Consider the following 20,873-nt stretch of genomic DNA (forward strand, 5'->3'; position numbering starts at 1 on the left):
AAACCGGATACTCCTTTATTATAACTATCGTTTCAGCCAACGGTTTAAATGGTTATTGGGCGTGACCAATACGAATTTATAGAAATCCGATCGGGGAAGGGATGTCAAATCGACCCGATACTTCCGGGCTGCGGCTGGCACGACAGCCACCTTTATCCACTCGTCCGGCTGGCCGTTCTTGAACTTGTTGCCGCACGCGGCATAAACAGTCACCCCGGCCTTTTCCGAGAAGCAATCCCAGGAGAGCTCGACCGACTGATCGTATGGGGAAGTCTGCAACCCGCAAATATCGACATCCCCGATGAAAGGCATTCCATCCTGTTCCCACAAAACGTCCCGTGGAACTTCGAATCCCATAAAGCGGCAAATAGAAGGAGCGATATCCGTAATGGCAAGCCGGCCGCTGTTAAAATAGTCGTTCACGGGAAGATTCGTTGAAATCCAGGTGGTCCGCTCGCGCAAAGACTGTCCGCCGTGACCGTGTCCGTTTTCCGTCCGGCCGTGGTCTGTAGTCACCACCACCATCCATTCTTCGTCGAAATTGGCTTCCCGGTATTTCACGGCTTCCCAGATACGGGCGACTTGCGCATCCGCTTTCCTTACATATTCGTCGAAGTAAACGCCATTTCCGGCGATGTGTCCGGCATCGTCCGTGTACCACAGATACACCCAACTCAAATCAGGAGCATCCTCACGGATGCTTTTGGAGGCTTCGAGCGATACTTTCTCGTCATAGTCAAAGACATGCAAGTCTTTCTCCTTATGAGGGAAACGGATGGTATCCAGGTCATAACCGTCTTTTACGATGTCTATCTTCAGACGGTTCGTCTCCTCTTTTCCCTCTCCTAACAACACGGTACGGTTGTCCGTCCAGCTTGAATAGACCGCTGTTTTGCAGGGTTGCGGTTGTTCTTTGGCTATGCGGAACAGCGTCCAGTAATTGTAGTTCGGCTTCAGGTTCGAATTGCCTCCCACATTATGCTTGTTGAACCAAGTCGATGTGAGCAGATTGGTATATCCGATAGCGGAGATGGTCGGAGTCTGGGAATAACCGCCAATCTCACCACCCGTATACGCCCGGCCATAAGCTCCTTTCGAAGCGATATCGAAAACGGCCGGAGTATGCAAACGCTCGATCTGGTCCGCAGGCACTCCGTCCACTATGACAAATACCGCTTTCCGGCTCTTTGCCGCCAAATGGATGCAGCAAAAGCAAAATAAGAAAAAGTAACACAATGTTTTCATGATGGTCATATATAAAGACGATGCAAATTTAGAAAAAAAAACGATCCTGCCCAGATTTTCAAGAAAGGTCAAAACCCTATGCTTTACGGTTCAGAACCCATAGGGTTAGGAGGCGTAAAGCATAGGGTTACGGTGGAACCCATAAGGTTGGTAAAAACAAAGATCGTATCTTTGCAACCGGTGACCTGCAACAAACGCCAGGACGAATACGTTAAATAATCAAGAAACAAAAAACAGATATGACACGGAAACTATTTTTTACAATCTTATCACTGCTCTTCATTTCTGCCATCTCCGCTCAATACGTTCCGGACGTACTGGGCGACAATTACCTGCACCGGACGATTCAGATGCCGGACGATTACGAGGGCAAGGTGGTCTGCACGCTTGTCAAGAAACCGCAACTGCCGGAGACTAAACAGGCTATCCTGTATATACATGGCTACAACGATTATTTCTTTCAGAAACAACTGGGCGATAGCGCCAATGCCCACGGCTACAATTTTTATGCGATGGACCTCCGCAAGTACGGACGATCGATATTGCCGAACCAGAATCCTTTCTTCTGCAAAAGCCTGAAAGAGTATTTTGCAGACCTCGATACGGCCCTGGCTATTATCAGGGAAGAAGGGAATGACAAAATATTGCTGATGGCACATTCTACCGGTGGGTTGATCACGCCGTATTATCTGAACAGCAAAAAAGGTACACTTCCCGTCGACGGATTGATATTGAACAGCCCTTTCCTGGACTGGAATTTCGGATGGATGATGGAAAAGATCGTGATCCCCGTAGTTTCCTGCATCGGGAAACTATTTCCTAACCTGACCGTACAGGGATACGGGGATGCTTCGTACGCCCACAGCCTGCTCAAACAGTTCAAAGGGGAATGGGAATATAATACGGACTGGAAAATGATTAACGGCCATCCGAAAAAAGCCGGATGGATAAATGCCATACAGGAGGCGCAGAAAACGGTGCAGAAAGGGATCGACCTGGACTGCCCGGTACTGGTGATGTCGTCAAACAAGTCGTTCCCGGAGACAAAGGAATGGAATAACGAATATCTGTCTTCCGACATCGTGCTGGACGTGCACGATATTCAAAAATACGGACAGAAACTGGGCAATTATGTTACGCGCGACACGATACAAAACGGAATTCATGACCTGATACTTTCAGAAAAGGACTCGCGCGACCATGCATATCGCACGGTATTCGACTGGTTACAGGGGAAATAGACATTGATTATTCTGATATTTGTATTTTCAGAATGCTTATACTTCTTTTCGAAATGAGATATCGGTCGGTAAGTTTTAATCCTTACCTTTGTCCGGTTAAAACAAATATGGAATGAAAGCCTTACAGACAATCATTGCAGTTGCCGCTCTTCTCCATGCTGCAGATACTTTTGCACAGACGGAAGAAGTAGAAGAAGCAACCTCATATAAAGCCGAAGTTTTCGGATCGGTCAGCAGCGGATCGACCACTCCATTCTGGATGGTGAGCAACCGGTACGGGATGGTTCCCCTGGATGCCAACAACGGTTATCTCAACGCCGGAGTATTTCATCAGCAACATTTTGGAAAGGGATTCCGCTGGAGTGCAGGGCTGGATCTGGTCGCAGCCGTACCCCGTTACCGTAATGTGTTTATCCAGCAGATATATGCCGAGTTGGGATATAAAAGTATGCTTCTGAGTGTGGGAAGCAAAGAAAACCGGCATTCGCTTTGGGATCACTCCCTTAGTTCAGGCGACATGGTCCTCTCTCCCAACGCCCGCCCGATCCCGGAAATAAAACTGAGTATGCCGGAGTTCACCGTCGTACCGCTCACAAAGGGTTGGATGCAGGTGAAGGGAGATTTTGCGGTAGGCAAATCTTTCGATACCAAATATCTGGAAGATTTTTCCAATGGGGAACAAACCTATGTGAAGAATGTCCTTTGGCATCATAAATCTTTTTATGTCCGCATCAAGGACACGCAAAGCGATTTCCCGCTTTCCGGTATTATCGGCGTGCAACATTGGGCGCAATGGGGTGGAACATCCAGCAATCCGAAAGTAGGCGTACAACCTCATTCGCTGAAGGATTTTATCCGGGTAATTTGTGGTAGCGAAGGTGGAGATGACGCTACTCTGTCAGACCAGATCAATGTGCTTGGCAATCATTTCGGTTCGTACGATTTCAAACTGGAATATACGATGCCGAACTGGAAACTGGCAGCTTATCATCAGCATTATTTCGAAGACAAATCCGGAATGATATTCGGGAACGGGACAGACGGACTTTGGGGAGTACAGTTGGACCTACCCCGTTTCCCCTGGTTGCGGAAGGTCGTAACGGAATATCTGATTACCCGCAATCAGAGCGGACCGTTCCATTTTATTATTTTCGATCATGATAAATACCAAGGCCCCGGTGGTGGTGGGGATGATTACTATAATAACGGGGAATATAAAACCGGCTCTTCTTATTTCGGACATGGGATAGGCTCCCCTCTTCTGACTTCACCGCAATATAATACGAACGGGGATGTGGATTTCAAGAATACACGTGTCCGTGCCTGGCATCTGGCTTTTGAAGGAGACCTGTCGCCTATGGTTTCCTATCGTCTCAGATACACGCTCATGAATAGTTGGGGAACACCTTACGCCCCGTTCCTGAATAACAAAAGAAGCAACTCCGGACAGGTGGAAGTCAAATATCGCCATCCACGCCTGGAAGGTTGGGAATTCACGGGAGCCGTAGCCGCTGATGCAGGTTCACTCTATGGAGACAATGTAGGATTCAGCCTGAGCGTCTGCAAACGCGGCATTTTAAAATCCTGGAAATAGATTATTTATATTGCTCCCATAAGGCCGACGCAATGATGTCTTGTGTTTTATCTGCCATCTGTTGCAATCCTTTATGGGAAGCATCTATCCCTTCGGTCTGGATAGGCGGGTGAATGACCATTTCCATCTTGTGCCGGTGAATATTCAACGAACCGATCGGCAATACGTCAAAAGGTCCGTTCAAGGTGATCGGGACAATCGGCAAATGCTGGTCGGCTGCCATCTGGTAAGCTCCTTTTTTAAAACGGATCATCTTTCCGTCATAAGTACGTGAACCTTCCGGAAATACCACCACCGACGCTCCGTTCTTCAGGCTGCGTTCTGCCTCCAACACGCTGCGGGCAGCAGCTTTCGGTGTCGAATTATCGACGAAGATAAAACCGGCTGCCCGGCAAGCAGCGCCCACAAACGGGATCTTAGCGATGCCGGCTTTCATCACCCACTTGATCGGAACACCTAAAAAACCATATATAAGGAAGATATCAAAAGCCCCCTGATGGTTGGCTACAAAGACGTACGATTTCTTCCGGTCTATATTTTCCCGGCCTTTCACCTTCACCGGACAAAGGGCCAAATGGCAGGTCAGCCATGACCAGATCATTCCCGGATAATAAGCAAATATTCTTTCCCCGCCTAACAGGCAACCAACAATAACCGTAAGGGCTGTCAGTATGGTCAATACCACAAAAACAGGAACCACAAACAGCCATAAATAGAGCATATAAAGTATTCGTAGCATATATAACTGTATTATTTCACAAATATAAAAGCTAAATTCAATGGTTTCATCATTTTTGTCCCAAAATATTTTTGCAATCGGGTTATTATTGCTTTATTTGCGGTAGAAAAATAATAATATATAAACATATCTATCACCATGAACGAATTATTGAAAAATCTGGGGGTAATCGTACTCCTTATCGGTGTTATCATTTTGGCTGTACCGGCAATTAACGGAGGATTGTCAAATACTATTCTTCTTACCGGTTTAGGAGTCATTATTCTGGGTTATATCGGTCATATCGTTATAAACAAGAGACTCGGATAATCACACACTTACAAATAAAAAAGGCCGCTCCTCTGGGCGGTCTTTTTTATTTTCTGTCCGGGAATCAGGCTTCCCCTTTCACACCTCCGATAGGAGGAACAAAATCTTCAAACTTGGCAGTCTTACCATTCGCTTGTTCTTCAAACTTTGCCAGATTATCCTGCAAAGCGAACAAAAGTCGCTTTGCATTGTCCGGAGTCAGAATAACGCGGCTTTTCACCTTTGCTTTCGGTGCACCCGGCACAATACGGATAAAATCCAAGATGAACTCGGATGAAGAATGTGATATAATTGCCAGATTTGCATACGTTCCCTGAGCCATCTCTTCTGACAGCTCTACCTGAATCTCATTTGTCGGTTTGTTGTTTTCCATATTTCTATATTTGATAATAAATATTCTAAGACAAATATACGTATTAAAATCGGAATAGTCTCAAATAAAAAGGGCCACCTTCACAGGCAGCCCTTTTTCAGTTGTGTTTTTAATTCTCAATTCTTTAGACCAATGTAAAAAAAATACCTTATTGTGTTTAATATTTTATAATCTCGACGCTTAAACTAAGGCTATTCGTCTTAGTAATTTCATTGTTTATTCAACATTACAAAGATATGCCTCATGCAATTAACCACCAAATACTATTTTATCATTATATGATACTATTCCGTCACGGATAATTTATCACTTCTGTGAATTAGTTTAAAATCATGTTTCAAACCCTAAAACGAGTACGTGCATATTTTTCACGATATTCGGTAGGTGTATTACCTTTTCGTCGCTTAAAAGCCCGATTGAAATTCGATAAGTTATTAAAACCGGATTTATAACATATTTCTGCTATTGTATCACTTGTGTCGATCAGTCGGCAAACCGCTTCAGCTATACGAATGTCATTCAAATTGTCGATAAAAGTTTTTCCCGTCCACTTTTTCAAAAACCGGGTAAGCGACGCTTCGCTCATATTTATTAACGAAGCAAGTTCGGACAATAAAACCGGACGCTGATAATTTTCATGCAAAAACAACATGATCGTATCCAGGCGGTCGTTATCTATATTGCTAAAGTTTTCTACAGTATTGACAGCGTTTAACTTGCGTGCCTTTTCATCTAACGACAAAGTCTTGAGTATTTCTATCAAACGTAATAAATTGTGAAATGAATCTGGCTTATCACTCGATAGCTTTTTCAATTCAGGTTGAATACGCAAAATCATTTCATGGCTAAAAACAAGACCGCATGAAGCTTTCTCAAACATATCCTTTATGGTCTTGAAATGACGCTTGTTGATAAAACTATCGAAAAGAGAGGCATGGAACTGAATTGTAATTTCCAAAATATCCGTACTCAGACATTTGTGATTTGAATAAGCATGCTTGGCTCCTCCTGCAACCAATAACAGGTCAAGATCTTCCATCTCCTCCACCGAATCACCGACGATTCGGATCGCGCCACCGGCATTCTCCAAATAGTTCAGTTCAAATTCCGGATGCACATGAAGCGGATAGGAAAAACTACGTTTAGGCCGCTGCATCACAAGAAAACAGTCTTCCGGTGAAAGCGGCGTAATTTCTCTTAATACATCTACGGAACCCATAGCACTTACTGGACAAGCATTCTCGATATAACAGGACAATGGTCTGAAGGATACAAGTTACCCAGACTTTCAGTCAAAACACCATGTCGAAGCACTTCGATATTACCTTTTACAAAGATATAATCAATCCATACACGTTTGTCCAGAGGAATACGTCCATAATCGTGGAAAGTCCATTCAGGGCCGTAGCGCAAAGGAGCCAATGTACGGGAATGCGTCAAATGGCGCGGATCTTTTTCATCTGTTAAAACTTTGATTGGATCATCGGTCGGAACAGCATTAAAGTCGCCCGTAACAATCACCGGAAGATTTCCGGCAAGCTGCTTTACCTGCTCTAAGACTAAGGAAGCCCCTTCATGACGAGCCACCTGCCCCATGTGATCCAAATGGGTATTCAGAAAGAAAAACTTTTTTCCGGATTCCTTATCCTTGAATATCGCCCAAGTCGCAACACGCTCACAAGCGGCATCCCAACCTTTTTTGCCCACGGCATTCATATCTTCCGCCAACCAGAAATTGCCACTTTTGACAACAGAGAAACGGTCCTTTCTGTAAAAGATAGGAGAATATTCACCCTTCGTCTTGCCGTCTTCACGTCCCACCCCGACATAGCCATAGTCCGGCAAACGATCCAATAAATCCGTCAACTGGTTATACAAGACTTCTTGCGCACCGAACATATCGACATCATAAAACTTGATCACATTGGCTGCCAGGTCTTTTCTGTATTCCCACCAGTTAGCCCCGTCAGATTTTGTACTCATCCGGATATTAAAGGACATCACATTCATTTCATTATCAGAATGTTTGGCAAAAGCCACATTCGTAGAGATCAGAAAGGCTAATAAATAGAGTAGAACTTTTTTCATATATGATTTATTTTAATTATCAAGATAATACACAAATATAAGCACTCTGATTTTATTAAACAAATATCGGAAAATAAAAAAGGGCTACCGAATATCGGCAACCCTTCTCATTATTTATTTCGCATATTTACTCGTCGTCTCTGTCCATAGCATTGAAGTCTACGACATTCTTACGATTTGCAAAGATACGTTCGAACTCATCTTTAGCACCGACAACCAACTTGTCGAAATCACGCTGGCCTGTACCGGCAGGGATCAAATGACCGCAGATAACGTTTTCTTTCAAACCTTCCAGACGATCCACTTTACCGTTGATAGCTGCTTCGTTCAGCACTTTCGTCGTTTCCTGGAAAGATGCGGCAGACATAAAGCTGTTTGTCTGCAAAGCGGCACGAGTGATACCCTGAAGAATCTGGTTAGCCGTAGCAGGGACTGCATCGCGGACTTCAACCAATTTCAAGTCACGACGTTTCAGCATGCTGTTCTCGTCTCTCAACTTACGGACAGTCACGATCTGACCCGCCTGCAATGTCTGAGAATCTCCCGGATCCGTCACAACTTTCTTGCCCCAGATACGGTCGTTTTCATCCATTACTTCCAGTTTATCAACCACCTGCTGTTCCAGGAAGCGAGTGTCTCCCGGATCGATGATTTCAACCTTACGCATCATCTGACGGACGATTACCTCGAAATGCTTATCGTTAATTTTTACACCCTGCAGACGGTATACGTCCTGGATTTCATTTACGATATATTCCTGAACAGCCGTCGGTCCCATGATTGCCAAGATATCAGACGGAGTAGTCGCACCATCGGAGAGCGGCATACCGGCACGTATATAGTCGTTTTCCTGAACAAGCAACTGCTTAGACAGAGGCACCATATATTTCTTTACTTCACCCAATTTGGATGTAACAGTAATTTCACGGTTACCACGCTTGATCTTGCCGAAACCAACTTCACCATCGATTTCAGAAACGACAGCCGGGTTAGACGGGTTACGAGCCTCGAACAATTCTGTTACACGAGGCAAACCACCGGTAATATCACCTGCTTTACTTACTGCACGCGGGATCTTGACCAAAACTTCACCCGCCTTAACCATATCGCCCTCGTCTTTTACAACGTGAGCGCCCAACGGCAATGAATAATTTTTCAGATAGTTTCCGTTTTCATCCACGATGTGTGCAGCCGGAGCTTTTGTCTTATCTTTAGATTCGATAATGATCTTTTCTTTCAAGCCGGTCGTTTCGTCACTTTCGACATTGTAAGTAACATTTTCAACCAAACTTTCGAATTCGATCTTACCGGAAACTTCCGATACGATAACGGCGTTGAACGGGTCCCATTCGATAATAACATCCCCCTTCTTGATTGTATCTCCATTCTTGAAGAACAATTTGGAACCATAAGGAATATTGTGAGCCAGCAATACGATCTTCGTTGTCGGATCGACAATACGGAGTTCAGCCAAACGGCTGACAACAACCTGGAACTTCTTACCGTTTTCTTCGCTATCCACAGCACGAAGTTCTTCGATTTCCAGAACACCGTCATATTTAGAAGTGATACTGTTTTCTGTTGCCACGTTAGATGCGATACCACCGACGTGGAATGTACGCAGTGTCAACTGAGTACCCGGTTCACCGATTGACTGTGCAGCGATAACCCCCACAACTTCACCTTTCTGAACCATGCGGTTCGTAGCCAAGTTACGACCATAACATTTCGCACAAACCCCCTTCTTGGATTCACAAGTCAATACAGAACGGATTTCAACGCTTTCGATCGGAGAATCTTCGATCATCTTGGCTGCATCCTCACGAATTTCTTCACCGGCACGAACGATTACTTCGCCTGTCAACGGATGGATGACATCATGAACGGAAACGCGTCCTAAGATACGTTCACCCAAACTGGCAATCACTTCATCATTGTTCTTCAATTCCGTACAAACCAAGCCACGCAACGTACCACAGTCTTCTTCGTTGATGATCACATCATGGGACACGTCAACCAGACGACGAGTCAGGTAACCAGCATCGGCAGTCTTCAAAGCGGTATCGGCCAAACCTTTACGAGCACCGTGAGTAGAGATAAAATACTCCAACACAGACAGACCTTCCTTAAAGTTAGAAAGGATCGGGTTTTCAATGATCTGACCACCTTCTGCACCACTCTTCTGCGGTTTTGCCATCAAACCACGCATACCGGACAACTGACGAATCTGTTCTTTAGAACCACGGGCTCCGGAATCCATCATCATGTAGATAGAGTTGAAACCGTCGTTATCAGCAGTCAACTGCTTCATCAATGTGTCGGACAATTTGCTGTTGACATGTGTCCAAGTATCGATAATCTGGTTATAACGTTCGTTGTTGGTAATGAAACCCATGTTATAGTTATTCATGATCTGTTCAACTTCGTCATAACCTTCTTTCACCAACGCCTCTTTTTCAGGCGGGATCAGAACGTCAGCCAAGTTGAAAGACAAACCGCCCTTGAAGGCCATATAATACCCAAGATTCTTGATATCATCCAAGAACTGAGCTGTACGGGCAACACCACAAGCCTTGATCACCTTACCGATGATATCACGGAGTGCTTTCTTACCCAATACTTCATTGATATAACCGACCTCTTCCGGAACAAATTCATTGACCATCAAACGTCCGACAGAAGTTTCGACCATTTTCTTGACCGGATTACCTTCTTTGTCAATATCGTTCACATATACTTTGATCGGAGCGTGAATATCCACTTTCTTTTCATTATATGCAATCGTTGCTTCTTCCGGACCGTAGAATACAAGACCTTCGCCCTGTGTTCCCTTACGCATCTTCGTGATGTAGTACAGACCTAACACCATGTCCTGAGAAGGGACGGTAATAGGTGCACCATTAGCCGGGTTCAGAATGTTATGAGAAGCAAGCATCAACATCTGCGCTTCCAATACAGCTTCGTTTCCTAAAGGCAAGTGAACAGCCATCTGGTCACCGTCGAAATCGGCGTTGAATGCCGTACATGCCAACGGGTGCAACTGGATAGCTTTACCTTCGATCAACTTTGGCTGGAATGCCTGGATACCCAGACGGTGCAGAGTCGGTGCACGGTTCAGCAATACCGGATGACCTTTCATTACATACTCCAAAATATCCCAAACCACCGGCTCCTTACGGTCAACGATCTTCTTAGCAGACTTAACCGTTTTTACGATACCGCGTTCGATCAATTTACGGATCACGAAAGGTTTATAAAGTTCGGCTGCCATATTTTTCGGCAGACCGCATTCATGCATTTTCAATTCAGGACCTACGACGATAACCGAACGAGCCGAATAGTCAACACGCTTACCCAACAAGTTCTGGCGGAAACGACCTTGTTTACCCTTCAAACTGTCGGAGAGTGACTTCAGCGGACGGTTAGCATCCGTCTTAACAGCACTCGATTTACGAGAGTTGTCGAACAAAGAGTCCACAGCTTCCTGAAGCATACGTTTTTCATTACGCAGAATTACTTCGGGAGCCTTAATATCAATTAATCGTTTCAGACGGTTATTACGGATAATAACACGGCGATACAAATCATTCAAATCGGAAGTCGCGAAACGTCCACCATCCAGCGGAACCAACGGACGCAGTTCAGGCGGGATCACCGGCACAACCTTCACTATCATCCATTCCGGCTTGTTACGCCCTCTGGATGCGCGGAAAGATTCAACAACCTGCAAACGTTTCAATGCTTCGTTCTTACGCTGTTGCGAACCGTCTGTGCTTGCGCGGTGGCGCAATTCGTAAGACAAAGAATCCAAGTCCAGACGAGCCAGCAAATCATAGATAGCTTCAGCGCCGATCTTTGCGATGAACTTATTCGGGTCCGTATCTTCCAACATCTGGTTTTCCTTTGGCAGGTTATCCAGAATCTGCAAATATTCCTCTTCCGAAAGCAAGTCCAATTCAGCAACAGTGTCTACACAACCCGGCTGAACCACGACATAACGTTCGTAATAGATAATAGAATCCAGCTTCTTGGTCGGCAAGCCTAACAAGTAACCGATTTTATTGGGCAGGGAACGGAAATACCAGATATGAGCGACAGGAACAACCAAATGAATGTGTCCCATACGTTCACGACGCACTTTTTTCTCTGTAACTTCTACCCCGCAACGATCGCAGACAATACCTTTATAACGAATACGCTTGTACTTACCGCAATGGCATTCGTAGTCCTTGATAGGACCGAAAATACGCTCGCAGAAAAGACCGTCACGTTCAGGTTTGTACGTACGATAGTTAATCGTTTCCGGTTTCAGAACTTCACCACTGGAGTTTTCAAGAATCTCTTCAGGGGAAGCCAGACCGATGGTTATTTTTGAAAAGTTACTCTTTATCTTGTTTTCTTTTCTAAAGGCCATATTTTTTATTTATAAAGAGTTATCAATGAGTAAGCAGATGGACCGAAGCCCATCTACTTATATTGTTTTTGAATTAATCCAGAGTAAAGCTTAAACCAAGACCTCTCAGCTCATGCAACAATACGTTCAAAGATTCGGGGATACCCGGTTGTGGCATCGGATCACCTTTCACGATTGCTTCGTAAGCCTTAGAACGTCCGACAACATCGTCAGATTTGATCGTAAGGATTTCCTGAAGAACATGTGCAGCACCGAAAGCTTCCAGTGCCCAAACTTCCATCTCTCCGAAACGCTGACCACCAAACTGTGCCTTACCACCCAGAGGTTGTTGAGTAATAAGAGAGTACGGACCGATTGAACGAGCGTGCATCTTATCATCAACCATGTGACCCAACTTCAGGAAGTAAGTAACACCTACTGTAGCCGGCTGGTCAAAACGTTCACCGGTTCCACCATCATACAGATAGCTCTTACCATAACGGGGCAATCCGGCTTTGTCCGTCCATTCGTTCATATCATCCAATGTTGCACCATCGAAGATCGGAGTCGCAAATTTTACTCCCATCGTACGGCCTGCCCAACCTAACACAGCTTCAAAAATCTGTCCCAGGTTCATACGAGAAGGCACACCCAGCGGGTTCAAACAGATATCAACCGGAGTACCATCTTCCAAGAACGGCATATCTTCCTGACGAACGATCTTGGAAACAATACCCTTGTTACCGTGACGACCGGCCATCTTATCACCTACTTGAATCTTACGTTTCTTGGCAATGTAAACCTTAGCCATCTGAACGATACCGGTAGGCAGTTCATCACCGATCGTAAGGTCGAATTTCTTACGTCTCAATTCGGCATCCAGTTCTTTATATTTCTTCAGATAGTTCAGGATCACCTGCTTGATAAGTTCGTTCTTATCAGCATCGGCAGTCCATTTACTTACTTGGATAGAATTATAATCCAATTCTTCCAGAGCCTTGCGAGAGAACTTAACTCCCTTCGCAATAATCTCTGTATTCATATAGTCTTTAACTCCCTGAGAAACCTTACCATTAGTCAAAACCAACAGTTTATCAACCAACAAGTTCTTCAGGTCAGCCATCTTCATTTCGTATTCCTCATCCAATTTAGGAAGAATAGCCTTGTCTGTCAGTCTGGACTTACGCTTCTTGATGGCTTTCGAGAATAAAGCAGTTTCAATAACTACACCACGAAGAGACGGGGTTGCTTTCAAAGAAGCATCTTTCACATCACCAGCCTTATCGCCGAAAATTGCACGAAGCAATTTTTCCTCTGGAGAAGGATCAGATTCACCCTTCGGAGTAATCTTACCAATTAAAATATCACCCGGTTCAATACGAGCACCCACACGGACAATACCTCTTTCATCCAAATCCTTAGTCGCTTCTTCGCTGACATTCGGGATATCGGAAGTCAACTCTTCCATACCACGTTTCGTTTCACGAACCTCCAAAATGTATTCGTCAACGTGAACTGAAGTAAAGAAGTCTTCACGGACCATACGTTCGTTCAAAACGATAGCATCCTCATAGTTGTAACCCTTCCACGGCATATATGCCACTTTCACGTTACGTCCCAAGGCCAACTCACCATTCTGAGTAGAATAACCTTCCGTCAGGATATCGCCAGCCTTCACACGCTGACCACGATGACAGATCGGACGCAGATCGACAGTCGTACTTTGGTTAGTCTTACGCCACTTCGGAATATTGTATGTCTTAACCGCATCTTCGAAACTTACGAATTCTTCATCTTCCGAGCGGTCATATTTGATCTTGATACAAGTTGCATCCACAAATACAACTTCTCCCTCACGTTCAGCCATGATCTGGGTACGTGAATCACGAGCAACCTGCGCTTCGATACCTGTACCAACGATTGGAGCATCCGTACGCAGCAAAGGAACAGCCTGGCGCATCATGTTAGATCCCATCAATGCACGGTTAGCATCGTCATGTTCCAAGAACGGAATCAAAGAAGCCGCAATAGAAGCAATCTGCTGTGGAGCAACGTCCATCAAATCGATCTCCGTAGGAGGCACGACCGGGAAATCAGCTTCAAAACGAGCTTTCACTCTATCACGAACAAACTTGCCGTTATCATCCAATGGAGCATTTCCTTGGGCAATCGTCAATTCTTCTTCTTCTTCTGCAGTATAATATTGTAAACCTTCCTCAGAAAAGTCCACCTTACCATCAACAACCTTACGGTACGGAGTAGAGATAAAACCAAGATCGTTAATCTTAGCATATACACACAAAGAAGAGATCAAACCGATGTTCGGTCCCTCAGGAGTTTCAATTGGACAAAGACGACCATAATGCGTATAGTGTACGTCACGAACCTCAAATCCAGCACGTTCACGAGACAGACCACCCGGTCCCAATGCAGACAAACGACGTTTATTCGTAATTTCAGCCAGTGGATTTGTCTGGTCCATAAACTGAGACAAAGCATTCGTTCCGAAGAATGAGTTAACGACAGAAGAAATAGTCTTCGCGTTAATCAAATCAATCGGAGTAAACACTTCATTATCGCGTACATTCATACGTTCACGAACCGTACGAGACATACGAGCCAAACCAATACCGAACTGGTTGTACAGCTGTTCGCCCACTGTACGCACACGACGGTTGCTCAAATGGTCGATATCATCAACGATCGCTTTCGAGTTGATCAACTCAATCAGATACTTGATGATCTCGATTATATCTTCTTTTGTCAAAACCTTAATATCATCGCTGGTAGTAAGGTTCAACTTCTTATTAATTCTGTAACGGCCAACTTCACCTAAATCATAACGCTTTTCAGAGAAGAACAGGTTCTGAATAACTTCACGGGCACTTGCTTCATCTGCAGGTTCTGCATTTCGCAACTGACGATAAATATACAGGACAGCTTCCTTTTCAGAGTTACTAGGGTCTTTCTGAAGCGTATTATAGATGATAGCATAATCTGAAAGATTCTGGTCCTCACGATGTAATAGAATGTTTTGCGTGCCAGATTCCAGAATAGCCTCAATATTGTCGCTATCGAGAACCGACTCACGGTCGATGATAACGTCATTACGTTCAATAGAAACAACCTCACCGGTATCTTCATCTACGAAATCTTCCACCCAAGTCTTCAAAACACGAGCAGCCAATTTACGACCGATCAGCTTCTTCAGGTTAGCTTTCGAAACTTTTACTTCTTCAGCCAGATTAAAGATCTCGAGAATGTCTTTATCGCTTTCAAAACCAATAGCTCTTAAAAGGGTTGTTACAGGTAATTTCTTTTTACGGTCGATGTAAGCATACATCACATTGTTGATGTCAGTTGCAAACTCGATCCAGGAACCTTTAAAAGGAATGATACGCGCTGAATACAACTTCGTACCATTGGCATGTGTACTTTGTCCAAAGAATACACCCGGTGAACGGTGCAATTGTGAAAGCACAACACGCTCCGCACCATTTATCACGAAAGTGCCCCTTTCCGTCATATACGGAATCGGGCCCAGATATACGTCCTGTATCACTGTATCGAAATCCTCGTGATCAGGGTCTGTACAATACAGTTTTAACTTCGCTTTTAAAGGCACACTATAGGTTAACCCGCGAGCAATACATTCGTCAATCGTATAGCGAGGCGGATCTATATAGTAATCTAAGAACTCCAACACAAAATTGTTACGCGTATCTGCTATCGGAAAATTCTCGGCAAATACCTTATACAATCCCTCCTTTTTTCTCTTTTCAGGAGGTGTGTCAAGTTGAAGAAAGTCTTGGAATGACTTCAATTGTACTTCGAGAAAGTCCGGATATGGGAACTGATTTTTGATCGAAGCAAAATTAACTCTTTGGTTTTCAGCTGTTGAAGACATCTAGTAAGGAATTTATTGAACTTATTGAAATTATAGACACAAAAAGGTTAAGAATCTCCTTTAAGGGAGACTCTTAACCAAATCACCTGATTACCAGGTTATAAATACTATTTAAGCTCAACTTCAGCTCCAGCTTCTTCCAACTGTTTCTTCAATGCTTCAGCATCAGCTTTAGCGATTCCTTCTTTGATAGCGCTAGGAGCACCGTCAACCATATCTTTAGCTTCTTTCAAACCAAGACCAGTTAATTCTTTTACTAACTTAACGATAGCCAACTTGTTTGCACCAGCTGCTTTCAATACTACGTCAAAAGAAGTTTTTTCTTCTGCAGCGGCAGCAGCGCCACCAGCAGCAGGACCAGCAACAGCAACAGCTGCAGCTGCAGGTTCGATACCATATTCTTCTTTCAGGATTGTAGCCAGTTCGCTAACTTCTTTTACGGTCAGGTTTACTAATTGTTCTGCAAAAGCTTTCAAATCTGCCATTTTTGTATGATTTAAATGTTTGTTTATCTGTGTAAATTAAAAAAATTATCTTTCTTCCAGAGTCTTCAACAGACCATGGATAGTTTGTCCTGATGACTGAAGAGCAGAGATAACGTTCTTCGCCGGAGATTGCAACAACATGATAACATCTCCGATAAGTTCGTTTTTGCTCTTGATATTTACCAGGGCTTCGAGGTTTTCCGCGCCTACATAGAAGCTTTCCTGTACATAGGCAGCTTTCAATTCCGGCTTAGCAGGAACACCTTTCTTGGCATCCTTAGTAAATTCTTTAATCAGACGAGCAGGGGCGTTAGCAGTCTGTGAGAACATCACAGCCGTATTGCCTTTCATTGCAACCTGCAGAGGAGAGAAATCGCCTTCTACATTTTCCAATGCCTTTTTAAGCAAGTTATTCTTTACAACAACCAACTTGATCTCATTCTTGAAACATTCCCGTCTCAATTTGCTGGTCTTCTCAGCATCCAATGCTTCGATATCAGTCAAATAGAAGTTAGGATATTCCTTTACGATCTCAGTCAGTTGACCTATAATTAAGCCTTTATCTTCCTTTTTCATTGTCCAATAATTTTAATTAGTTTTCTTCAACTGATTTGGGGTCAATTTTAATACCCGCACTCATTGTACTTGAAAGATAAATGCTCTTTATATATGTACCTTTAGCTGCAGACGGTTTCAACTTCAGAAGAGTTGAAATAAATTCCTTAGCATTGTCACGGATCTGATCGGGGCTAAAAGAAACCTTACCGATTGAAGTGTGAACGATACCGGATTTGTCTACCTTAAAGTCGATCTTACCTTGCTTAACTTCCTTCACTGCGTTTCCAATTTCATTGGTAACCGTACCACTCTTAGGGTTAGGCATCAAACCACGCGGGCCTAATACTCTACCCAGAGCACCGATCTTACCCATGATAGAAGGCATAGTGATAATTACGTCAATATCAGTCCAACCGCCTTTAATCTTTTCAATATACTCATCTAATCCAACATAGTCAGCTCCTGCAGCAGTAGCTTCAGCTTCCTTGTCTGGTGTACATAATGCGAGAACCCGAACCTGCTTACCCGTACCGTGAGGCAGTGAAACCACACCTCTCACCATTTGGTTAGCTTTACGAGGGTCAACACCTAAACGGACATCAACATCTACAGATGCATCAAACTTAGTAGTAGTAATTTCTTTTACCAAAGCTGAAGCTTCTCTCAATGTGTATGCTTTCCCAGCTTCAATCTTGCCCAAAGCCAACTTTTGATTTTTTGTAAGTTTACTCATCTCAATTGAAGTTTATTAATTATTACCCGGGAATGTCCCTTTAACAGTGATACCCATACTTCTTGCTGTTCCGGCAACCATTCTCATAGCTGACTCGACAGTGAAGCAGTTCAGATCGACCAACTTGTCCTCTGCAATAGTTTTTACCTGATCCCAAGAGATTTCTGCAATCTTCTTACGATTCGGCTCAGCAGAACCACTCTTCTGTTTGGAAGCTTCCAATAACTGGATAGCAACAGGAGGAGTTTTTACAACAAAGTCGAAAGACTTATCGGCATAGTAAGTAATTACAACAGGTAATATCTTACCGGCCTTGTCTTGGGTTCTGGCATTAAATTGCTTGCAAAACTCCATAATATTAATACCCTTAGAACCCAGAGCAGGTCCTACAGGGGGAGAAGGGTTTGCTGCTCCTCCTTTAATCTGCAATTTGATTTGTCCAGCAACTTCTTTAGCCATTGTTTCTAAAATTTTTTAGATATATAACATCGATAACTTTTAAAGAAAGACCGTACTTTTCGTAACAAGAGCACTTATTCTTTCTCCACTTGCATATAACCCAACTCAAGCGGTGTTTTACGTCCGAAGACTTTCACCATCACTTTAAGTTTCTTTTTCTCGGCATTGACCTCTTCGATTACACCTGTGAAACCGTTAAACGGCCCAAAAGTGATTTTCACATTCTCACCAACATAGAACTGGACATCCAAGTCTTCCTGCTGTTCCTGCAATTCATCAACCGTACCTAAGATACGACTCACTTCTGCCGGACGCAAAGGAACGGGATTATCCGATCCACCCAAAAATCCGATCACGTTAGGAATGTTTCTCAATCGATGAGCGACTTCTCCAACCAAAGCGGCTTCTACTAACACATAACCCGGCAGGTAAGCGCGTTCTTTCATCACCTTCTTGCCATTACGCACCGTAAAAGTCTTTTCAGTAGGAATCAGGACCTGTGACACATACTCACTTAAGTCAGTATTCTTCAGCTCAGCCTCAAGGTACTCTCTGACTTTATTCTCCTTGCCACTAATGGCACGCAGAACATAAAATTTCTTTTGAATATCAGACATACTTTAAACTGATTAAAAGATTTTCTCGTAGAAGAAACGCATCACGCCTTCAAAGCCTAAATCAATAACAAAGATTAATGCCGCGATTATAAGGGAAGCAAACATAACAACCACAGCACTATTGGAAAGCTCTGTTCTCGTAGGCCAAGAAACTTTATAAACAAGTTCGTTATAAGATTCCTTAATATAATTAATTATCTTTTTCATCGAATCTATAGATTTTTAGCACGGAAGGAGAGGCTCGAACTCCCGACACCTGGTTTTGGAGACCAGTGCTCTACCGACTGAGCTACTTCCGTAAAAGAGCCAGCCTCTTGACAAGGCTGGCTACATTTTATGTATTTGAATTAGTTTTCTAATTCTGTGATCTGACCAGCACCTACTGTACGTCCACCTTCGCGAATAGCGAAACGAAGACCTACGTTACAAGCTACCGGGTAGATCAGTTCAACGTCGATTGTAACGTTATCACCAGGCATTACCATTTCAGTTCCTTCCGGAAGCGTGATTTCACCTGTTACGTCCAATGTACGGATATAGAACTGAGGACGGTATTTGTTGTGGAACGGAGTGTGACGGCCACCTTCTTCTTTCTTCAGGATATAAACCTCAGCTTTGAAGCGAGAGTGTTCTTTAACCTGACCCGGGTGACAGATTACCATACCACGTTTGATTTCGTTCTTGTCGATACCACGGAGCAACAAACCGACGTTATCACCAGCTTCACCCTGATCCAACAGCTTACGGAACATTTCAACACCTGTAACAACAGATTTCTTTCCGTCAGCGCCCAGACCGATGATCTGAACTTCTTCACCTACTTTCACGATACCTGCTTCGATACGACCTGTTGCTACAGTACCACGACCTGTGATAGAGAACACGTCTTCAACCGGCATCAAGAAAGGTTTATCGATATCACGCGGAGGCAGCGGAATCCAAGTATCAACAGCTTCCATCAGTTCCATGACCTTGTCTTCCCATTTCTGATCGCCGTTCAGAGCGCCCAGAGCAGAACCACGGATGATCGGAGTGTTATCGCCGTCGAAATCATAGAATGAAAGAAGTTCTCTCATTTCCATTTCAACCAGTTCCAACATTTCTTCGTCGTCTACCATGTCACATTTGTTCATGAAAACAACCAATCTCGGAACGTTTACCTGACGAGCCAACAGGATGTGCTCGCGAGTCTGAGGCATAGGACCATCAGTAGCAGCAACTACGATGATAGCACCGTCCATCTGAGCAGCACCAGTTACCATGTTCTTTACGTAGTCGGCGTGACCCGGACAGTCTACGTGAGCATAGTGGCGGTTTGCAGTCGAATACTCTACGTGAGAAGTGTTGATAGTGATACCTCTTTCTTTTTCTTCAGGAGCGTTGTCGATAGAGTCGAATGAACGCAGTTCTGAAAGACCTTTCTTTGCCAATACTGTTGTGATAGCAGCTGTCAAAGTTGTTTTACCGTGGTCAACGTGACCAATCGTACCAATGTTCACATGTGGTTTCGATCTGTCAAATTTCTCTTTTGCCATAACTTAATTGTTCTTTATTTGATTAATGATCATGTTCTAAAATATCATTTGAGCCGGTGCCGAGACTTGAACTCGGGACCTCTTCCTTACCAAGGAAGTGCTCTACCGCTGAGCTACACAGGCAATAAATAAGAGCGGAAGACGGGGCTCAAACCCGCGACCCTCAGCTTGGAAGGCTAATGCTCTATCAACTGAGCTACTTCCGCTTGTTAATTGAAAGTTGAAATATGAGAATTGAAAATCACCTGTAACTCTAATTTTCAATTTTCCATTTCGAATTTTCAATTGCTATGTGGGCAGTGATGGATTCGAACCACCGAAGTCGAAAGACAGCTGAGTTACAGTCAGCCCCATTTGGCCACTCTGGTAACTGCCCCTTTGTAATTAAAAATTAAAAATTAAGAATTAAAAAATTACTTGCAACTTTAATTTTCAATATTCCATTTCTAATTTTCAATTCTTTGAGCCTCTTGTCGGATTCGAACCAACGACCCCGAGATTACAAATCACGTGCTCTGGCCAACTGAGCTAAAGAGGCAAGCCTGCTTCAAAAAGCAGCCGTTTCGTCACCAAGGCGAAACGGCTGCAAATTTAGGC

General features: G+C 43.9%; 17 protein-coding genes and 5 tRNA genes. 3 read left to right on the plus strand and 19 right to left on the minus strand.

Going from position 1 to position 20,873, the window contains the following annotated elements:
- Nucleotides 1-24 precede the first annotated feature (24 nt).
- Entirely contained in the window at nt 25-1,245 is a 1,221-nt protein-coding gene (locus tag ACW6QF_RS12890) for an alkaline phosphatase family protein (protein WP_456088133.1), read from the minus strand.
- 239 nt (nt 1,246-1,484) lie between these two features.
- Between ACW6QF_RS12890 and ACW6QF_RS12895 the strand changes: the two genes are divergently transcribed.
- Together ACW6QF_RS12895 and ACW6QF_RS12900 are read left to right on the plus strand one after the other, a co-directional pair.
- Entirely contained in the window at nt 1,485-2,486 is a 1,002-nt protein-coding gene (locus tag ACW6QF_RS12895) for an alpha/beta hydrolase (protein ID WP_456088134.1), read from the plus strand.
- 112 nt (nt 2,487-2,598) lie between these two features.
- On the plus strand, nt 2,599-4,080 hold the full coding sequence (locus tag ACW6QF_RS12900) for a capsule assembly Wzi family protein (RefSeq protein ID WP_456088135.1): 1,482 nt from the start codon (nt 2,599-2,601) through the stop codon (nt 4,078-4,080).
- A gap of 1 nt (nt 4,081) precedes the next feature.
- On the opposite strand, the gene ACW6QF_RS12905 is transcribed toward ACW6QF_RS12900, so the two are convergent.
- Nucleotides 4,082-4,819: a lysophospholipid acyltransferase family protein gene (locus tag ACW6QF_RS12905; RefSeq protein WP_195482433.1), complete on the minus strand. Its 738-nt coding sequence runs from the start codon at nt 4,817-4,819 to the stop codon at nt 4,082-4,084.
- A 138-nt stretch (nt 4,820-4,957) separates the two neighbouring features.
- Here ACW6QF_RS12905 and ACW6QF_RS12910 point away from each other — a divergent pair, with 138 nt between their 5' ends.
- Nucleotides 4,958-5,128, plus strand: a complete 171-nt coding sequence (locus ACW6QF_RS12910) for a hypothetical protein (protein WP_005637127.1) — start codon at nt 4,958-4,960, stop codon at nt 5,126-5,128.
- Between the two features lie 64 nt (nt 5,129-5,192).
- On the opposite strand, the gene ACW6QF_RS12915 is transcribed toward ACW6QF_RS12910, so the two are convergent.
- From ACW6QF_RS12915 to ACW6QF_RS12995, 17 genes are all read right to left on the minus strand, one after another.
- Nucleotides 5,193-5,501 carry a DUF3467 domain-containing protein gene (locus ACW6QF_RS12915; RefSeq protein ID WP_456088136.1) on the minus strand — a complete coding sequence of 103 codons (309 nt, stop codon included), beginning with the start codon at nt 5,499-5,501 and terminating at the stop codon, nt 5,193-5,195.
- Between the two features lie 337 nt (nt 5,502-5,838).
- Nucleotides 5,839-6,720 carry an AraC family transcriptional regulator gene (locus tag ACW6QF_RS12920; protein ID WP_195482435.1) on the minus strand — a complete coding sequence of 294 codons (882 nt, stop codon included), beginning with the start codon at nt 6,718-6,720 and terminating at the stop codon, nt 5,839-5,841.
- Between the two features lie 5 nt (nt 6,721-6,725).
- The gene (locus ACW6QF_RS12925; protein WP_298547544.1) at nt 6,726-7,589 is read right to left on the minus strand and encodes an endonuclease/exonuclease/phosphatase family protein; all 864 of its coding nucleotides are present in this window, start codon (nt 7,587-7,589) and stop codon (nt 6,726-6,728) included.
- 127 nt (nt 7,590-7,716) lie between these two features.
- A complete protein-coding gene (gene rpoC / locus ACW6QF_RS12930; RefSeq protein ID WP_456088137.1) occupies nt 7,717-12,003 on the minus strand; it encodes a DNA-directed RNA polymerase subunit beta' in 4,287 nt (1,428 codons plus the stop codon).
- 73 nt (nt 12,004-12,076) lie between these two features.
- Nucleotides 12,077-15,889, minus strand: coding sequence for a DNA-directed RNA polymerase subunit beta (rpoB, locus tag ACW6QF_RS12935; protein WP_456088138.1), 3,813 nt, complete (start codon nt 15,887-15,889; stop codon nt 12,077-12,079).
- A 107-nt stretch (nt 15,890-15,996) separates the two neighbouring features.
- A complete protein-coding gene (gene rplL, locus ACW6QF_RS12940) occupies nt 15,997-16,374 on the minus strand; it encodes a 50S ribosomal protein L7/L12 (RefSeq protein ID WP_005637133.1) in 378 nt (125 codons plus the stop codon).
- Nucleotides 16,375-16,419: 45 nt separating this feature from the next.
- Nucleotides 16,420-16,950 (minus strand): 50S ribosomal protein L10, encoded by a 531-nt coding sequence (gene rplJ / locus ACW6QF_RS12945; protein WP_298547557.1) that lies wholly within the window; start codon nt 16,948-16,950, stop codon nt 16,420-16,422.
- 16 nt (nt 16,951-16,966) lie between these two features.
- Nucleotides 16,967-17,665, minus strand: coding sequence for a 50S ribosomal protein L1 (gene rplA / locus ACW6QF_RS12950; RefSeq protein WP_456088139.1), 699 nt, complete (start codon nt 17,663-17,665; stop codon nt 16,967-16,969).
- A gap of 15 nt (nt 17,666-17,680) precedes the next feature.
- Nucleotides 17,681-18,124, minus strand: coding sequence for a 50S ribosomal protein L11 (rplK, locus tag ACW6QF_RS12955; RefSeq protein WP_005637136.1), 444 nt, complete (start codon nt 18,122-18,124; stop codon nt 17,681-17,683).
- A 74-nt stretch (nt 18,125-18,198) separates the two neighbouring features.
- Nucleotides 18,199-18,741 carry a transcription termination/antitermination protein NusG gene (gene nusG / locus ACW6QF_RS12960; RefSeq protein ID WP_298547563.1) on the minus strand — a complete coding sequence of 181 codons (543 nt, stop codon included), beginning with the start codon at nt 18,739-18,741 and terminating at the stop codon, nt 18,199-18,201.
- A gap of 12 nt (nt 18,742-18,753) precedes the next feature.
- Nucleotides 18,754-18,948, minus strand: a complete 195-nt coding sequence (gene secE / locus ACW6QF_RS12965) for a preprotein translocase subunit SecE (protein WP_005637138.1) — start codon at nt 18,946-18,948, stop codon at nt 18,754-18,756.
- A gap of 19 nt (nt 18,949-18,967) precedes the next feature.
- Nucleotides 18,968-19,040: transfer RNA gene (locus ACW6QF_RS12970), tRNA-Trp, on the minus strand.
- 48 nt (nt 19,041-19,088) lie between these two features.
- The gene (tuf, locus tag ACW6QF_RS12975; protein ID WP_456088140.1) at nt 19,089-20,276 is read right to left on the minus strand and encodes an elongation factor Tu; all 1,188 of its coding nucleotides are present in this window, start codon (nt 20,274-20,276) and stop codon (nt 19,089-19,091) included.
- A 51-nt stretch (nt 20,277-20,327) separates the two neighbouring features.
- Nucleotides 20,328-20,399 (minus strand) — tRNA-Thr (locus ACW6QF_RS12980).
- Between the two features lie 10 nt (nt 20,400-20,409).
- Nucleotides 20,410-20,482: transfer RNA gene (locus ACW6QF_RS12985), tRNA-Gly, on the minus strand.
- A gap of 87 nt (nt 20,483-20,569) precedes the next feature.
- Nucleotides 20,570-20,652 (minus strand) — tRNA-Tyr (locus tag ACW6QF_RS12990).
- 88 nt (nt 20,653-20,740) lie between these two features.
- A tRNA-Thr gene (locus ACW6QF_RS12995) sits at nt 20,741-20,814 on the minus strand.
- Between the last annotated feature and the right edge of the window lie 59 nt (nt 20,815-20,873).

This window comes from Parabacteroides sp., assembly GCF_977054455.1.

Excerpts from the sequence above, each read along its gene's own strand:
- ACW6QF_RS12890 (WP_456088133.1), bottom strand. The coding sequence starts at position 1,245 with ATGAAAACATTGTGTTACTTTTTCTTATTTTGCTTTTGCTGCATCCAT.
- ACW6QF_RS12895 (WP_456088134.1), top strand. The coding sequence starts at position 1,485 with ATGACACGGAAACTATTTTTTACAATCTTATCACTGCTCTTCATTTCT.
- ACW6QF_RS12900 (WP_456088135.1), top strand. The coding sequence starts at position 2,599 with ATGAAAGCCTTACAGACAATCATTGCAGTTGCCGCTCTTCTCCATGCT.
- ACW6QF_RS12905 (WP_195482433.1), bottom strand. The coding sequence starts at position 4,819 with ATGCTACGAATACTTTATATGCTCTATTTATGGCTGTTTGTGGTTCCT.
- ACW6QF_RS12910 (WP_005637127.1), top strand. The coding sequence starts at position 4,958 with ATGAACGAATTATTGAAAAATCTGGGGGTAATCGTACTCCTTATCGGT.
- ACW6QF_RS12915 (WP_456088136.1), bottom strand. The coding sequence starts at position 5,501 with ATGGAAAACAACAAACCGACAAATGAGATTCAGGTAGAGCTGTCAGAA.
- ACW6QF_RS12920 (WP_195482435.1), bottom strand. The coding sequence starts at position 6,720 with ATGGGTTCCGTAGATGTATTAAGAGAAATTACGCCGCTTTCACCGGAA.
- ACW6QF_RS12925 (WP_298547544.1), bottom strand. The coding sequence starts at position 7,589 with ATGAAAAAAGTTCTACTCTATTTATTAGCCTTTCTGATCTCTACGAAT.
- rpoC (WP_456088137.1), bottom strand. The coding sequence starts at position 12,003 with ATGGCCTTTAGAAAAGAAAACAAGATAAAGAGTAACTTTTCAAAAATA.
- rpoB (WP_456088138.1), bottom strand. The coding sequence starts at position 15,889 with ATGTCTTCAACAGCTGAAAACCAAAGAGTTAATTTTGCTTCGATCAAA.
- rplL (WP_005637133.1), bottom strand. The coding sequence starts at position 16,374 with ATGGCAGATTTGAAAGCTTTTGCAGAACAATTAGTAAACCTGACCGTA.
- rplJ (WP_298547557.1), bottom strand. The coding sequence starts at position 16,950 with ATGAAAAAGGAAGATAAAGGCTTAATTATAGGTCAACTGACTGAGATC.
- rplA (WP_456088139.1), bottom strand. The coding sequence starts at position 17,665 with ATGAGTAAACTTACAAAAAATCAAAAGTTGGCTTTGGGCAAGATTGAA.
- rplK (WP_005637136.1), bottom strand. The coding sequence starts at position 18,124 with ATGGCTAAAGAAGTTGCTGGACAAATCAAATTGCAGATTAAAGGAGGA.
- nusG (WP_298547563.1), bottom strand. The coding sequence starts at position 18,741 with ATGTCTGATATTCAAAAGAAATTTTATGTTCTGCGTGCCATTAGTGGC.
- secE (WP_005637138.1), bottom strand. The coding sequence starts at position 18,948 with ATGAAAAAGATAATTAATTATATTAAGGAATCTTATAACGAACTTGTT.
- tuf (WP_456088140.1), bottom strand. The coding sequence starts at position 20,276 with ATGGCAAAAGAGAAATTTGACAGATCGAAACCACATGTGAACATTGGT.